The organism is Xanthomonas sp. NCPPB 1128 (assembly GCF_001043115.1).
Taxonomy (GTDB): Bacteria; Pseudomonadota; Gammaproteobacteria; order Xanthomonadales; family Xanthomonadaceae; genus Xanthomonas_A.
The window spans coordinates 370188-384611 of record NZ_LFME01000001.1 but is presented as its reverse complement, the minus strand read 5'-3'; the positions used below and the strand labels follow the sequence as shown (position 1 = coordinate 384611).

Annotated in this window: 13 protein-coding genes; 9 read left to right on the top strand and 4 right to left on the bottom strand. The window is 69.7% G+C overall.

Translation table 11 applies throughout. The features are described 5' to 3' along the window. The first annotated feature begins 68 nt into the window (after positions 1-68). The 6 genes from ACP93_RS01565 to ACP93_RS01540 all read left to right on the top strand — a co-directional run bounded on the left by ACP93_RS01565 (position 69) and on the right by ACP93_RS01540 (position 4310). The gene (locus ACP93_RS01565) at positions 69-857 is read left to right on the top strand and encodes an enoyl-CoA hydratase-related protein (protein ID WP_048489084.1); all 789 of its coding nucleotides are present in this window, start codon (positions 69-71) and stop codon (positions 855-857) included. Further along, a complete protein-coding gene (locus ACP93_RS01560) occupies positions 854-1258 on the top strand; it encodes a VOC family protein (protein WP_048489083.1) in 405 nt (134 codons plus the stop codon). The genes ACP93_RS01565 and ACP93_RS01560 overlap by 4 nt, the downstream gene beginning before the upstream one ends. A 169-nt stretch (positions 1259-1427) precedes the next feature. Next, positions 1428-2324: a hydroxymethylglutaryl-CoA lyase gene (locus ACP93_RS01555; RefSeq protein ID WP_048489082.1), complete on the top strand. Its 897-nt coding sequence runs from the start codon at positions 1428-1430 to the stop codon at positions 2322-2324. Positions 2325-2436: 112 nt separating this feature from the next. After that, on the top strand, positions 2437-3207 hold the full coding sequence (locus ACP93_RS01550; RefSeq protein ID WP_048489081.1) for an SDR family oxidoreductase: 771 nt from the start codon (positions 2437-2439) through the stop codon (positions 3205-3207). Between the two features lie 109 nt (positions 3208-3316). After that, on the top strand, positions 3317-3883 hold the full coding sequence (yeiP, locus tag ACP93_RS01545) for an elongation factor P-like protein YeiP (protein WP_048489080.1): 567 nt from the start codon (positions 3317-3319) through the stop codon (positions 3881-3883). Positions 3884-3887: 4 nt separating this feature from the next. Continuing rightward, the gene (locus ACP93_RS01540) at positions 3888-4310 is read left to right on the top strand and encodes a hypothetical protein (protein WP_053069644.1); all 423 of its coding nucleotides are present in this window, start codon (positions 3888-3890) and stop codon (positions 4308-4310) included. 338 nt (positions 4311-4648) lie between these two features. Here the strand turns inward: ACP93_RS01540 and ACP93_RS01535 are convergent, their stop codons facing one another. From ACP93_RS01535 to ACP93_RS01525, 3 genes are all read right to left on the bottom strand, one after another. Beyond that, on the bottom strand, positions 4649-6505 hold the full coding sequence (locus ACP93_RS01535; RefSeq protein WP_228135927.1) for an Lnb N-terminal periplasmic domain-containing protein: 1857 nt from the start codon (positions 6503-6505) through the stop codon (positions 4649-4651). A 62-nt stretch (positions 6506-6567) separates the two neighbouring features. After that, on the bottom strand, positions 6568-6885 hold the full coding sequence (locus tag ACP93_RS01530; RefSeq protein WP_010341821.1) for a DUF2388 domain-containing protein: 318 nt from the start codon (positions 6883-6885) through the stop codon (positions 6568-6570). Between the two features lie 116 nt (positions 6886-7001). Beyond that, positions 7002-8390, bottom strand: a complete 1389-nt coding sequence (locus tag ACP93_RS01525) for an FAD-binding oxidoreductase (protein WP_048489078.1) — start codon at positions 8388-8390, stop codon at positions 7002-7004. Between the two features lie 260 nt (positions 8391-8650). On the opposite strand from ACP93_RS01525, the gene serA reads away from it, so the two are divergent. Then, positions 8651-9892, top strand: coding sequence for a phosphoglycerate dehydrogenase (gene serA / locus ACP93_RS01520; RefSeq protein ID WP_048489077.1), 1242 nt, complete (start codon positions 8651-8653; stop codon positions 9890-9892). A gap of 561 nt (positions 9893-10453) precedes the next feature. On the opposite strand, the gene ACP93_RS01515 is transcribed toward serA, so the two are convergent. After that, the gene (locus tag ACP93_RS01515) at positions 10454-11035 is read right to left on the bottom strand and encodes an NUDIX hydrolase (protein ID WP_048489076.1); all 582 of its coding nucleotides are present in this window, start codon (positions 11033-11035) and stop codon (positions 10454-10456) included. A gap of 169 nt (positions 11036-11204) precedes the next feature. Here ACP93_RS01515 and ACP93_RS01510 point away from each other — a divergent pair, with 169 nt between their 5' ends. Together ACP93_RS01510 and ACP93_RS01505 are read left to right on the top strand one after the other, a co-directional pair. Beyond that, on the top strand, positions 11205-12677 hold the full coding sequence (locus ACP93_RS01510; protein ID WP_048489075.1) for an amino acid permease: 1473 nt from the start codon (positions 11205-11207) through the stop codon (positions 12675-12677). A gap of 85 nt (positions 12678-12762) precedes the next feature. Continuing rightward, the gene (locus ACP93_RS01505) at positions 12763-14199 is read left to right on the top strand and encodes an amino acid permease (protein WP_048489074.1); all 1437 of its coding nucleotides are present in this window, start codon (positions 12763-12765) and stop codon (positions 14197-14199) included. Positions 14200-14424 lie beyond the last annotated feature (225 nt).

Sequence of the window (14424 nt, the reverse complement as noted above, 5' to 3'; positions counted from 1 at the left end):
GGCGGCGCCGGCACGGCCGGCTATGATCGCCGTATGGCTGCCGTTTTCCCTTTGTACGAGCGTGTTCGATGAGCGATGCCCTGTTGTTGCAACGATCCGGCAAGGTCCTGACCCTGCAGTTGAACCGGCCCGAGGTCCGCAACGCCTTCGACGCCACGCTGATCGCCCAGCTCAGCGACGCCCTGCTGCAGATCGGCGCCGACCGACAAGTGCAGGTGCTGGTCCTGACCGGCGCCGGCGCGGCGTTCTCGGCCGGCGCCGACCTGCAGTGGATGCGCTCGATGGCCGGCGCCGGCGAACAGGAGAACCTGGACGACGCGCTGGCCCTGGCGCGGCTGATGCGCCTGCTCGACGAGTTGCCCAAGCCCACGGTGGCACGGGTGCAGGGTGCCGCGTTCGGCGGCGCGGTGGGCCTGGTCGCCTGCTGCGACATCGCCGTGGCCGCCACCGATGCGCGCTTTGCGCTCAGCGAAAGCCGGCTGGGCCTGCTGCCGGCAGTGATTTCGCCTTACGTCATCGCGGCGATCGGCGCGCGCCAGGCGCGGCGCTGGTTCGCCAGCGCGGAAACCTTCGATGCCGCCACCGCGGCGCAGATCGGTCTGGTCCACCAGGCGGTGGCGCCGGAGGCGCTGGACGCGGCGGTGCAACGCCAGGTCGCCCTGCTCGGCCAGGCCGGGCCGCTGGCCGCCGCGGGCGCCAAGGCCCTGGTGCGGCGGGCCGCCGCCGGTGGCGAGCGTGATGCGCTGGACCAGGCCAACGCCGCCCTGATCGCGCAGTTGCGGGTCTCGGCCGAAGGCCAGGAAGGACTGAATGCGTTCCTGGAGAAACGCGAACCGGCCTGGAGGGCCAGCCCATGAACCCGATCGACCATCTCGGCCTGCGCTGCAGCGACCTCGACCGCAGCCTGGCCTTCTACCGTGCCGCCCTGGCTGCGCTGGACCTGGACGTAGTGATGCAGGTGAGCGCCGAGGAAAGCGGCGGCCAGCGCCACGTCGGTTTCGGCCGCGACGGCAAGCCGAGCTTCTGGATCGCCGACGGCGGCCGCGACGCCGGCGACAACGGCGTGCACGTGGCCTTCGTCGCTTCCAGCCGCGAACAAGTGGACGCGTTCCATCGCGCCGGCCTGGCCGCCGGCGGCCGCGACCACGGCACGCCGGGCCTGCGGCCGCACTACCACCCCGACTACTACGGCGCGTTCCTGCTGGATCCGGACGGCCACAACATCGAAGCGGTCTGCCACCGCCCGGCGTCGGCCTGATCCCGCGCTGCCGCGTTGCGCCGGCCCACATGGCGCCGACCGTTCCTGCCGCTGCTTCACCGCCTCTGCTTATCAGGAATCCCATGACCATCGTCGCTTCCCGCTTCGTGTTCAGTGCACGGTCGACACCGCGCTGCGCGCATCCCCTGCCGCTGCAGGAGCGCTCGCGATGAGCGACAGCGTGCGCATCGTCGAAGTCGGCCCGCGCGACGGCCTGCAGAACGAGAAGGCCTGGGTCGCCACGGAAGACAAGATCGAGCTGATCGCGCGGCTGGGGCGCACCGGCCTGCGCAGCATCGAGGCGACCAGCTTCGTCAGCCCGAAATGGGTCCCGCAGCTGGCCGACGCGGCCGAGGTCTACGGCGGTATCGCGCAGGTGCCTGGCGTGGACTATCCGGTACTGGTGCCGAACCTGCAGGGCTACGAACGCGCCGCCGCGGTCGGCGTGCGCGAGGTGGCGGTGTTCACCGCCGCCTCGGAGACCTTCAACCGCACCAATACCAATGCCGGCATCGACGAATCGCTGGCGCGCTTCGCGCCGGTGCTGGAGCGCGCGGCGGCGGACGGGGTCAAGGTGCGCGGCTACGTGTCCACTGTGCTCGGCTGCCCCTACCAGGGCGACGTCCCGCTGGCCGATGTGGTGCGGGTAGCGCAGCGGTTGCACGCGATGGGCTGCTACGAAATCTCGCTGGGCGACACCATCGGCGTGGGCACGCCGGGCAAGGCGCGGTCGATGCTGCGCGCGGTCGCCGCGGCAGTGCCGATGGCGGCACTGGCGGTGCACTTCCACGATACCTACGGCCAGGCCCTGGCCAACATCGCCGCCTGCCTGGAAGAAGGCGTGCGCGTGGTCGATGCCGCGGTGTCCGGCGCCGGCGGCTGCCCCTACGCCAAGGGCGCCAGCGGCAACGTGGCCAGCGAGGACGTGGTCTATCTGCTGCACGGCAATGGCGTGGACACCGGCATCGACCTGCCGGCGCTGGCCGCGACCGGCCGCTGGCTGGCACAGAAACTGGGCCGGCCGACCGGCAGCAAGGTCGGCCAGGCGCTGGCCGCCGAGACCTGAGCCGCGGCAGTTCCTTACCCGGCGACGGACCCGCGCGCCGCGGCCCGTCACCAATCTCGCCGCGACCGGGCGCCACCCTCTAAACTGGGCGTTTTCCTGGGAGGGAACATCCATGCAGCTTGCCGATCTCAAAGCGGTGGTCACCGGCGGCGTGTCCGGCCTCGGCCTGGCGGTGGCGCAACGCATCGTCGCCGAAGGCGGCAAGGTCGCGCTGTTCGATCTGAACGACGACAAGGGCGCGGCCGCGGTCGCCGCGCTGGGCGCGGACCGTGCCTGCTACCTGCGCACCGACGTCAGCGACGAGGCCCAGGTGGCCGCGCAGCTCGGCGCAGCGCAGGGCTTCCTCGGCGGCCTCAATGCGGCGATCAACTGCGCCGGCATCCTCGGCGCCAGCCGCGTGCTCGGCAAGGAGGCGCCGATGCCGCTGGCCACCTTCCAGGGCACGGTGATAGTCAACCTGGTCGGCAGCTTCAACGTCGCCAAGGCCGCCGCCGACCTGATGCAGCACAACGCCCCGGGCGAGGACGGCGAGCGCGGTGCCATCGTCAACACCGCCAGCGTCGCCGCCTACGAAGGCCAGATCGGCCAGGCCGCCTATGCCGCGTCCAAGGGCGGCGTAGTGGCGATGACCCTGCCGATGGCGCGCGAACTGGCGCGCTTCGGCATCCGCGTCAACACCATCGCCCCGGGCATCTTCTGGACCCCGATGGTCGACGGCATGCCCGAGGCCGTGCAGCAGTCGCTGGCCGCCTCGATCCCGTATCCTTCGCGTCTCGGCCGCCCGGACGAATTCGCCGACACGGTGATGTTCCTGCTGCGCAACCGCTACCTCAACGGCGAAACCATTCGCCTGGACGGCGCGGTGCGGTTGGCGCCCAAGTAGCCGGGATTGGGGATTCGGCATTGGGGATTCGCAAGCGCTCCCCATCCCGCGTCCCTGCCCGGCGCTCTCTAATCCCGACTCCCCAATCCCCAATCCCGGCTCCCAACCCATGAAAGCCAACGAAATCAAGAAAGGCAACGTCGTCGAGTACAACAACGGCGTGTACCAGATCCGCGACATCGAGCGCAGCTCGCCGCAGGGCCGCGGCGGCAACGTGCGCTTCCGCTTCGTGATGTACAGCGTGCCGGGCGGCAACAAGCTCGATGCCAGCTTCGACGGCGACGACGACCTGCGCGAGGTCGAGCTGATGCGCCGCCAGTCCACCTTCTCGTACAAGGACGGCGAGGCCTTCGTGTTCCTCGACGACGAGGACTACACCCCTTACACCCTTGATGCTGACGTGATCGGCGACGCTGCCGGCTACATCACCGACGGCCTCAGCGGCATCTACGTGCAGGTCATCGACGACCAGCCGGTGGCGATCCAGTTGCCGCAGAGCGTGACCCTGGAAGTGATCGAGACGCCGCCGGAACTCAAGGGCGGCACCGCCACCAAACGGCCGAAGCCGGCCAAGCTCAACACCGGCATCGAGATCATGGTGCCCGAGTACATCGGCAACGGCGAGCGCGTGCTGGTCAACACCACCACCGGCGAATTCGCCGGCCGCACCGACTGAGCCCATGCGCGGGCGCCGTGCCAACCACGCCTCCCGCGCCGCGTACGCGCCACGGCGCGCGTGCCTCGGCCTGCTGCTGGCCCTGCCGGCGCTGGCGCTCGCGGCGCCGGTGACGCCGGCCGCGGCGGCCGCGGCCAAGCCCACGTGCACGATTCCGGACGCGGTCGATCCCGAGCACCATGACGGCTTCTGCTCGATGCCCGAGCCGATCCGCGCCTTCGTCGCACGCCAGGACACCTGCAATCACTTCGCCGGCGAAGACGCCTACGACGCGGCGCGGGGGCGCGAACTGGAAAAGGCGATGGCCAAGTATTGCGACGGCAACGAGCAGACCTGGGCGAAGCTGCGCGCGCAGTACCGCCAGGACCCGCCACGCGACGCGTGGCTGCGCCGTTACGGCAAGGATGTCGATCTCGAGGTGCCGTGATGGCGGCTTGCGGGTCGGCGAGGTCATGCCCTCGCGGTAGGACCTCAGCCCTGACGGCCATCGACATCGGTCAATTTCCCCGCTTCGCTCGTCGCGGCCGAAGCCGCTCCTACAGGAGCTGAAGAGACACCGCTTTTCTGTGGGAGGGACTTCAGTCCCGACGACTGGACCTATCGGTCTCCTTTCATTGCGACAAGGCCGTGCCTGCAACCAGCCGATGCAGGGAAATCGACGCCGGCCGCGTCGTAGGAGCGGCTTCAGCCGCGACCGCAGCATCCTCAACCACGCGCGCACTACCTCTCACTTCGCCGCCTCGCTGACCAGCCTGGTAGGCGGCACTACGGCTTCCCACTCCCCTGCTGCAACACCGAAGGCGACCGCAACTGCAGGCCGCCGCCTTCGCGATTGAGCATGCGCAGGCGTGCGCCCAGCGTCGCCAGGTTGGCATCGATCTGCGCCAGTTCCGCCTGCAGCGGCGCCGGCAGCAACCCGCGCAGGCGCGTCTGCAGCGCGGCGCCGTCGACGTGCAGCGCCGCGATCCGTGCCTGTCCCTGCACCTGCAGCCAGGCGCGTTCCTGCGTCTGCGGCAGGCCATAGCCCGGCTGCCCCTGCAGCAGGCTCGCCGGCTGACTGAGCAGGCCTTGCTCGGCCAGCACCGCCCGTACCGCACTGGCGGCATCGCTGGTGTCGGCACCCGCATCGCCCTCGCCCGCACTGGCCATCGCGGTCGGCAGCGGCTTGCCCAGATAGCGCCGCTTCAGCGCATCGCGTCCGCGCTGTTCGGCGCGGCGGCGGGCGGCGTTCTCCAGCAGCAGCAAGGCGGCACTGGCGCGCAGGTCGCCGCGCTGCAGCCACGGCGCGCGCTGCGCGGCCGGCAGGTCCAGCCACGCGTCGACATTGCGGGCCGGCAGCGCCAAGGAACCACGCGCCACGGCAAACATCTCCGCAAAGTGCGCGCTTGCCGCAGGGAAGAAGTAGCCATCGCGCACCGCCGTGTCGGCATCCTCGAAAACCGATGCATCGGCGATGCCGGCGCGGACCAGGCGCCGGCGCAGGCCGGTCGGGCTGATCCCGGACAGGTGCGCGGCCGCCAGCCGCGGCACGCCGTCGTGCAGCAAGGCGTAGGTCTCCACCGCGCAGTTGTTGCTGAGGAAGTAGTAGCGGCCGTCGTAGCTCCAGTGCAGTTGCGCGGCGCGCTCCAGCAGCGCGGCGATCTCTTCGCGCGACAGCCGCAGCGGCAGCGACTGCAGGCCGCGCAGTTGCACCTGGGTGTAGTCGTCCACCACCTGGCGCAGCGGCAGCACGAACAGCCGCGACGGGTAGGAGCCGGTGAGTCCGCGCAGGTTGGAGATCTGCACGTCGTCGACGAAGGCGCGGAACGACAGCACCCGGTGCTCGGCGAGGTCCAGCCGGCATGCCGGCCCCAATGGCCGTCCCGGCGCGCAGATCACCAGGCGCAACATGCTGTGGCCCCAGTGGCTCATCGGCTGTGCATTGCCCTCGGCCAGCAGGTAATCCACCGCGTAGACCCGTGCCGGATCAATCTGCAGCAATGCGTCCGCATCGGCCAGCGCGTCCTGCACGAAGACCTGGCCGGGCGCGCATGCGCTCGTTGGCGGCGTCCACGCCAGGCGCGCGGCGAAGTAGCGGGCCAGCGCCGGGCGGCGGCAGGCGTAGTCCGGATCGAGCAGGAAGTGCTCGAGATTCACCGCCACGAACTCGGCAGGCGACTGCAGTTCGTAGCGATCCGGGCTGCGCTCGGTGAACCGGTTCTCGCCGCGGCGCAGGCCCAGGCGCATCGGGCTCACCTGCCAGCCGGCCAGATCCAGCAGCCGCGGATCGGACGACAGATGCCCGGCCATGGAGCGGTCGTAGAAATGGGCCAGTTCGTGCAGCAAGGCGGCCAGTGTCGGCCGCCGCGCCGGGTCGGCGACCGGATCGGGGTCGCTCCCTGGCGCCGCCATCCAGTCGCGCAGCAGGCGCTTGTTCAACAGCAGGCGCTTGGCCTGCGCGCGCCCGTGCACCTGTGCCGGCAAATCGTCGCGCCATTGCAGCGGCAGCCCTGCGGGCAGGGCCGCGGTCCAGGCCGGCGGCAGCCGCGCCTGCGCCGCGGCCAGCACGGCCTGGCTGGCCATGCGCTCGCCCGGGGTCAGACCGGTGTCATCGACAGAGAGCGGCGCGGCCGCTGCGTGCATCGCAGAGGCCAGCGCCAACAACGTTAGCCACCGCGCGCCCATGGGCCACGGCCGGCGTGCGGTCACAGCGCCAGGATCGCCTGCGCCAGTTCCAGGTCGCTGGCCTGCTGCGCCTGCGGGTTGCGCTCGCGCAGCACGCGCAGCGCCGCTTCCAGTTGCACGCCGCGGATGCGGCCGGCGCTGGCGACGAAGCCGGCCGCATCGTCGCGCGCCTGCAGCACCACCTTGTCGTTGTTGGAACTGCTGTCCGAGGACGCCGAGCTGCCGGCAGAGCCGGCCGAGGCCGAGCCGGCGGAGCTGCCGGCGAAGCTGGACGCCTGCGCGAACGCGGGCAGGATCAGGGCGAACAGCAGGGCGCAGCGCGCGGTCACTCGGGTCATCGCAATCGTTCCAAACAGGATCGTGAAAAGGGGGACGGCCAGCGCCGCGCCGCATAGCCTAGCGGTCCGCCGCGCGCAGCGCCTGAACGCGCCGTGCGGCAGTCGTGCCGCAGGGCTCAGGGATCGAACAGCTTGCCCGGATTGAGCAGCCCGGCCGGATCGAACACACGCTTGACCGCGCGCATCAGCGCGATCTCCTCGGCGCTGCGGGTGCTGTCCAGGTACGGCTTCTTGACCAGGCCGATGCCGTGCTCGGCGGAGATGCTGCCACCGTGCTCGGCCAGCACCTGCGCCAGCAGCTTGGTAACCTGCTCGCAGGCGGCGATGAAATCGGCCGGCGCGGTGGCGTCGGGCTTGAGCACGTTGATGTGCAGGTTGCCGTCGCCGATGTGGCCGAACCACACCACCTCGAACTGCGGGTAGGCCTCGCCGAGCAGCGCCTGGGTGCGCGCCAGGAACGCCGGCATCGCCGAGATCCGCACCGACACGTCGTTCTTGTACGGGGTGTAGCGCGCCACCGCCTCGGTGATGCCTTCGCGCAGGCGCCACAACTGCGCGGCCTGCGCCTCGCTCTGGCTGATCACCCCGTCCAATACCCAGCCCTGCTCCATGCACGCCTCGAACGCCGCCAGCGCCGCGGCCTCCTGCGCCTCGTTGCCGCTGGCGTATTCGGTGACCACGTAATACGGATACACCGTGTCGAACGGCGCCTGCGCGCCGTGCGCCAGCACGTGCTGCAGTGCGCGGTCGGTGAAGAACTCGAACGCCTCCAGCTGCAGCCGGCTACGGAACGCAGCGAACACTTGCATCAGCACCTCGAACGAGGGCAGCGCCAGCAGCATCACGTTGCTCGGCGGCGGCGGATCGGTGAGCCGCAGGGTGGCCTCGACCACGATGCCCAGCGTGCCTTCGGAGCCGATCAGCAACTGGCGGAAATCGTAGCCGCTGGAATTCTTGATCAATCCACGGTTGAGCTCTAGCAGTTCGCCGCTGCCGGTGACCACCTTCAACCCGGCGATCCACTCGCGGGTGTTGCCATAGCGGATCACGCGGATGCCGCCGGCATTGGTGGCGATGTTGCCGCCGATCGAGCACGACCCGCGCGCGGCGAAGTCCACCGGGTACAGCAGGCCATGCTCGCGCGCGGCGTTGTGCACCGCTTCCAGCGGCATGCCCGCCTGCACGGTGAGCGTGCGGTCGACCGGATCGAAGGCCAGCGCCTTGTTCATCCGCTCCAGGCTCAGCACCAGCTCCACGTGTGCGGCCACCGCGCCGCCGGACAGGCCGGTGCGGCCGCCGGAGGGCACCACCGCCACCGCATGGTCGTTGGCCCAGTGCAGCACCGCCTGCACCTCTTCCACCGTCGCCGGCAACGCGATGGCCAGCGGCGCCGGGGTCCAACGCCGGGTCCAGTCGCGACCGTAGTGCTCCAGGTCGGCGGGATCGGTCTTCAGGCGCAGGCCGGGAACGGCAAGGGCCAGGGCATCCAGGCGCGGGTCGGTCATGGGCGGAAAGGTCGAAGCGTAGATAAGCGTTCAAGCGTGCCAGCGTTGTGCGATGCCGTCCAGTTGCTGAGGACGCTGCCTGCTCTTGCGAATCCCCACTCCCGACTCCCGAATCCCGCGCCGCGGCTGCGGCGATCGATACACCTGAAACCTTCCACCGGCGTTGCATCCACGGCCTCCCGGCATCCTATTGCGGCGCACCAAAGCGCGGAGCCATCTGGCATAGTGACCGGCCCGTTGGCCATCGCTCCCTCACTGCAATGTCGCCCAAGAAGACCTCGTTTCCGAAGCAGGATATCCGCGTGCTGCTGCTCGAAGGCATCAGCCAGACCGCCGTCGACGTGTTCCGCGCGGCCGGTTACTCGCAGATCGAGCTGCACGCCAAGTCGCTGCCGGAAGACGAGCTCAAGCAGCGCATCGCCGAGGCGCACATCGTCGGCATCCGCTCGCGCACCCAGCTCAGCGCCGAGGTGCTGGCCCAGGCCAAGCGCCTGATCGCGGTCGGCTGCTTCTGCATCGGCACCAACCAAGTCGACCTGGACGCCGCCGAACTGGCCGGCATCCCCGTGTTCAATGCGCCCTACTCCAACACCCGCAGCGTCGCCGAGCTGGTGATCGCCGAGGCCATCCTGCTGTTGCGCGGCATTCCGCAGAAGAACGCCGAATGCCACCGCGGCGGCTGGTCGAAGTCGGCCGCCGGCAGTCACGAGACGCGCGGCAAGGTGCTGGGCATCGTCGGCTACGGCCACATCGGCACCCAGGTTGGCGTGCTGGCCGAGGCGCTGGGCATGCAGGTGATCTTCCACGACATCGAGACCAAGCTGTCGCTGGGCAACGCCCGCACCGCCACCGATCTGGACGACCTGCTGGCGCGCGCCGACGTGGTCACCCTGCACGTGCCGGAAACCGCGGCCACCCGCAACATGATCGGGGCGGCACAACTGGCGCAGATGAAGCCGGGCGCACACCTGATCAACGCCTCGCGCGGCACGGTGATCGACATCGATGCGCTGGACGCGGCGCTGCGCAGCGGCCACATCGGCGGCGCCGCGGTGGACGTGTTCCCGATCGAACCCAAGGGCAACGGCGACCTGTTCGAATCGCCACTGGCCGCGCACGACAACGTGATCCTGACCCCGCATGTGGGCGGCAGCACGCTGGAAGCGCAGGACAACATCGGCGTGGAAGTGGCGGCCAAGCTGGTGCGCTACAGCGACAACGGCAGCACCCTGTCGGCGGTGAACTTCCCCGAGGTGACCCTGCCCGAGCACGCCGAAAGCCTGCGCCTGTTGCACATCCACCGCAACGTGCCGGGCGTGCTGTCGCAGATCAACGAACTGTTCTCGCGCCACAACGTCAACATCGACGGCCAGTTCCTGCGCACCGACCCCAAGGTCGGCTACGTGGTGATCGACGTCGCCGCCAGCGAGGAACTGGCCGCGGTGCTGAAGGACGAACTGGCGCAGGTGGCGGGGACGTTGCGGACGCGCATTCTTTACTAGCGGGGAATGGGGATTGGGGATTCGTGGGTGCGCTGCGCGCCCGTACCCTCACCCCAACCCCTCTCCCGGGGGGAGAGGGGCTTAGCCATCCGACCGGAGCCGGCTTTTCCTTCTCCCGCCGGGAGAAGGTGCCCCGCAGGGGCGGATGAGGGTACGGGCGCAGCCTTGTGCAGCTAAACACCGCGTGCGCTGCGCGCCCGACCCTCACCCCAACCCCTCTCCCGAGGGGAGAGGGGCTCAGCCATCCGACCGGAGCCGGCTTTTCCTTCTCCCGCCGGGAGAAGGTGCCCCGCAGGGGCGGATGAGGGTACGGGCCCAGCCTCGTGCAGCTAACATCGCGGATGAGGGTCCGCGCGCAGCCTCGTGCAGCTAAACACCGCGTGCGCTGCGCGCTCCGTACCCTCACCCCAACCCCTCTCCCGAGGGGAGAGGGGCTCAGCCATCCAGCCGGAGCCGGCGCTTCCTTCTCCCGCCGGGAGAAGGTGCCCCGCAGGGGCGGATGAGGGTACGGGCGCAGCCTCGTGCAGCTGAAACACCACATGCGCTGCGCGCCCCGCACCCTCACCCCAACCCCTCTCCCGAGGGGAGAGGGGCTAATGCACCGCGTTGCAGCCACTTGCGCGCCATGCGCCGCAGCGACGGATCCAGGTCCGCTTCGTCCAGCAATTCGGTGATTGGGCGCCAGGCCAGGGCCAGCGATTCTTCGCTGACCGCGAACGCCTCGTCGACGCCGGCGCGGACCACGTAGCGCGCGTCGTAATGCCAGTGTCCTGATACCTCGCCGCGGGCGGGAATCCAGTGGCGGTCCAGGTCGAAGATCGCACCATCCTCCAGTGCCAGGCCGGGCAGCCCGGATTCTTCCTCGGCCTCCTTCAGTGCCACCCGCGCCAGATCGCGGTCGCCGTCGGCGTGCCCGCCCAGTTGCAGCCAGCGCTGCAGCTTGCGGTGGTGGGTCAGCAGGGTGCGCGTGCCGTCGGCGCTGACCAGCCAGGCCGAGCCGGTGAGATGGCCATCCAGGCGGTCGCGCACGAACGGATCGGCGGTGTCGTCGAGCAAGGCCAGGAACTGCGCGGCGACCTCGGCCTGGTCCGGGCATTGCCGGGCATGGACCTGCAACTGCTGGCGTAGGGACGGCTCCGGCATCGGCGTTCTCGCGTTCGGGGGCGGCCATTATCGCCGTCCACGGTGCAGCGCGGCTTGTGGCGGCCGGCCGGCTTTGGCATGGTACGACGCTTGCGTCGCCCGCTGCGGGCCCGGCGCTTCGCCATTGCCGGGGCCGCTTGCCCCGTACCGCCACCTGGGGATGCACCGAATGCTCAAGTCTCTGTTGAGGGTCAAGCCGATCGAACCCGCCGGTCACGTCGATGCCGGCGAACCGTTCGAAGGCAGTCTGGAGGGCGAAGGCACCCTCAAACGCACCCTCACCGCCCGGCACCTGATCCTGCTCGGCATCGGCGCGGTGATCGGCGCCGGCATCTTCGTGCTCACCGGCCAGGCCGCGGCCAATCACGCCGGCCCGGCGGTGATGCTGTCGTTCGTGTTCGCCGGCCTGGCCTGCGCCTTCGCCGGCCTGTGCTACGCCGAGTTCGCGGCGATGCTGCCGGTCTCCGGCAGCGCCTACTCGTATTCCTACGCCACGCTCGGCGAAGGCGTGGCCTGGTTCATCGGCTGGTGCCTGGTGCTGGAATACCTGTTCGCCGGCTCCAGCGTCGCGGTCGGCTGGTCGGCCTACCTCATCAGCTTCGTCACCGGCACCCTCGGCCTGCCCTTCCCCGCGGAACTGGCCAGCGCGCCACTGACCTGGACCGGCCACGCGTTCGTGGCCTCGGGCAACATCGTCAACCTGCCGGCGGTGCTGATCGTGGCCGCGGTCAGCACGCTGTGCTACGTCGGCGTCACCCAGTCGGCCTTCGTCAACGCCATCGTGGTGGCGATCAAGGTGTTGGTGATCTGCCTGTTCGTCGGCGTCGGCGTCTTCTACATCAACCCGGACAACTGGCATCCGTTCATCCCGGAAAATACCGGCCCGGGCGAGTTCGGCTGGAGCGGCATCTTCCGCGCGGCCTCCATCGTGTTCTTCTCCTACATCGGCTTCGATGCGGTCTCCACTTCCGCCGGCGAGACCAAGGACCCACAGAAGAACATGCCGATCGGCATCCTGGTGTCGCTGGCCATCTGCACCGTCATCTACATCATCGTCTGCGCGGTGCTGACCGGCCTGCTGCCCTACACCCAACTGGGCACCGCCAAGCCGGTGGCCACCGCGCTGGAGCATTACCCGCAGCTGGCCTGGCTGAAGACCTTCGTCGAGATCGGCGCCATCGCCGGCCTGTCCTCGGTGGTGCTGGTGATGCTGATGGCGCAGCCGCGCATCTTCTACACGATGGCGCGCGATGGCTTGCTGCCGAAGCTGTTCGGCAAGGTCCATCGCCGCTTCCACACCCCGTACGTCGGCACCGTGGTGGTCGGCGTGCTGGCCGCGCTGCTGGCCGGGCTGATCCCGCTGGACGTGCTCGGCGAACTGGTGTCGATGGGCACCCTGCTGGCCTTCGCCACGGTCTGCGTCGGCGTGATGGTGCTGCGCTTCACCCGTCCCGATCTGCCGCGTCCGTTCCGGGTGCCGCTGTTCTGGGCGGTGTGCCCGCTGGGCGCGCTGTTCTGCGTCGGCCTGTTCTTCCAGGCATTCCAGGAGCACTGGAAGGTGTTCGTCGGCTGGACCCTGATCGGCCTGTGCATCTACTTCTTCTACGGCATCCGCAACAGCCGCCTGGCCGCCAAGGCCTGATCCGCTCCCCCGAAGACCGGCGTCCGCGCCGGTCTTCGCGTTCGCCCCCTCTTCCTCGCACGCCGCGTCCGGCTGGAACCGCTCCATGCTCAAACAACTCTTGGCCACCAAACACCCCCATGCCAGCCACGAGGACGCCGGCGGGCTGGGCCTGCAACGCGCGCTCGGCCCCTGGGGCCTGACCGCGCTGGGCATCGGCGCGGTGATCGGCGGCGGCATCTTCGTCATCACCGGGCAGGCCGCGGCCAACCACGCCGGGCCGGCGATCATGCTCTCGTTCGTGCTGGCCGCGGTGTGCTGTGCGTTCTGCGCGCTGGCCTACGCCGAGTTCGCGGCGATGGTGCCGGTCTCCGGCAGCGCCTACACCTACACCTACGCCACCTTCGGCGAGTTGGCGGCCTGGTTCATCGGCTGGATGCTGGTGCTGGAGTACGGCGTGTCGGCCTCGGCGGTGGCGGTCAGCTGGACCGGCTATTTCCTCAGCCTGCTCGACCACTTCGACATCCATCTGCCCGCGGCCCTGGTCAACGCGCCGCTGGACGGCAAGCTGCAGCCCACCGGCGCGATCGCCAACCTGCCCGCCGCCGGCATCGTGCTGCTGCTGACCTGGCTGTGCTACGTCGGCATCCGCAAGTCCTCGGCGATGAACATGGCGATGGTGGTGCTGAAGAGCGGCCTGATCGTGCTGGTCATCGCCGCCGGCTGGAAGTACGTGGACCCGGCCAACTGGCACCCGTTCATCCCGGCCAACGAAGGCCCGGGCAAGTACGGCCTGGACGGCGTGCTGCGCGGCGCGGCGATGGTGTTCTTCGCCTACATCGGCTTCGAGGCGGTGTCGGTGGCGGCGCAGGAATCGCATCGGCCGCAGCGCGACCTGCCGATCGGCATGATCCTGTCGCTGGTGATCTGCACGGTGCTGTACATCGCCATGGCCGCGGTGATGACCGGGCTGCTGCCGTATACGCAACTGGGCACCGACGAACCGGTGGTGACCGCGGTGGCGGCGCATCCGCAGCTGGCCTGGCTGCGCGTGGTGGTGGAGATCGGCGCGCTGATCGGCCTGTCCTCGGTGGTGCTGGTGATGATCATCGGCCAGCCGCGCATCTTCATGATCATCGCCCGCGACGGCCTGCTGCCGCCGGTGTTCACCAAGATCCACCCGACCTACCGCACCCCGCACGTCAACACGGTGATCACCGGCATCGGCATCGCGCTGCTGGCGGCGCTGTTCCCGCTGGACGTGCTGGGCGAACTGACCTCGATGGGCACGCTGATCGCCTTCGCCGCGGTCTGCGCCGGCGTGCTGATCCTGCGCCGTACCCAGCCGGACCTGCCGCGCCCGTTCCGCATCCCCTTTGCCTGGCCGATCTGCATCGCCGGCGTGCTCAGCTGCCTGGCGCTGCTGTCGGCGATGACCGCGCACAACTGGATGCTGATGGCCGGCTGGACGGTGATCGGCCTGGCGATCTACTTCGGCTACGGCTACCGCCACAGCCGCCTGCGCCGCACCGGCCAAGGCTGAGCCATAGCGCCCCTCTGCTTCCGGTAGAGGGTACGGACGCGAAACGCACGCGGCGTTTTGGCTGCACGAGGCTTCGCCCGGACCCTCATCCGCCCCTGCGGGGCACCTTCTCCCGGCGGGAGAAGGGAAAAACAGAGCCCCTCTCCCTCCGGGAGAGGGGTTGGGGTGAGGGTACGGGCGCGAAGCGCATGCGGCGTTTTGGCTGCACGAGGCTTCGCCCGGACC

What these genes read in the sequence shown, in the direction of transcription:
- ACP93_RS01565 (WP_048489084.1), top strand. Translation starts at nt 69, where the DNA reads ATGAGCGATGCCCTGTTGTTGCAACGATCCGGCAAGGTCCTGACCCTG.
- ACP93_RS01560 (WP_048489083.1), top strand. Translation starts at nt 854, where the DNA reads ATGAACCCGATCGACCATCTCGGCCTGCGCTGCAGCGACCTCGACCGC.
- ACP93_RS01555 (WP_048489082.1), top strand. Translation starts at nt 1,428, where the DNA reads ATGAGCGACAGCGTGCGCATCGTCGAAGTCGGCCCGCGCGACGGCCTG.
- ACP93_RS01550 (WP_048489081.1), top strand. Translation starts at nt 2,437, where the DNA reads ATGCAGCTTGCCGATCTCAAAGCGGTGGTCACCGGCGGCGTGTCCGGC.
- yeiP (WP_048489080.1), top strand. Translation starts at nt 3,317, where the DNA reads ATGAAAGCCAACGAAATCAAGAAAGGCAACGTCGTCGAGTACAACAAC.
- ACP93_RS01540 (WP_053069644.1), top strand. Translation starts at nt 3,888, where the DNA reads ATGCGCGGGCGCCGTGCCAACCACGCCTCCCGCGCCGCGTACGCGCCA.
- ACP93_RS01535 (WP_228135927.1), bottom strand. Translation starts at nt 6,505, where the DNA reads ATGCACGCAGCGGCCGCGCCGCTCTCTGTCGATGACACCGGTCTGACC.
- ACP93_RS01530 (WP_010341821.1), bottom strand. Translation starts at nt 6,885, where the DNA reads ATGACCCGAGTGACCGCGCGCTGCGCCCTGCTGTTCGCCCTGATCCTG.
- ACP93_RS01525 (WP_048489078.1), bottom strand. Translation starts at nt 8,390, where the DNA reads ATGACCGACCCGCGCCTGGATGCCCTGGCCCTTGCCGTTCCCGGCCTG.
- serA (WP_048489077.1), top strand. Translation starts at nt 8,651, where the DNA reads ATGTCGCCCAAGAAGACCTCGTTTCCGAAGCAGGATATCCGCGTGCTG.
- ACP93_RS01515 (WP_048489076.1), bottom strand. Translation starts at nt 11,035, where the DNA reads ATGCCGGAGCCGTCCCTACGCCAGCAGTTGCAGGTCCATGCCCGGCAA.
- ACP93_RS01510 (WP_048489075.1), top strand. Translation starts at nt 11,205, where the DNA reads ATGCTCAAGTCTCTGTTGAGGGTCAAGCCGATCGAACCCGCCGGTCAC.
- ACP93_RS01505 (WP_048489074.1), top strand. Translation starts at nt 12,763, where the DNA reads ATGCTCAAACAACTCTTGGCCACCAAACACCCCCATGCCAGCCACGAG.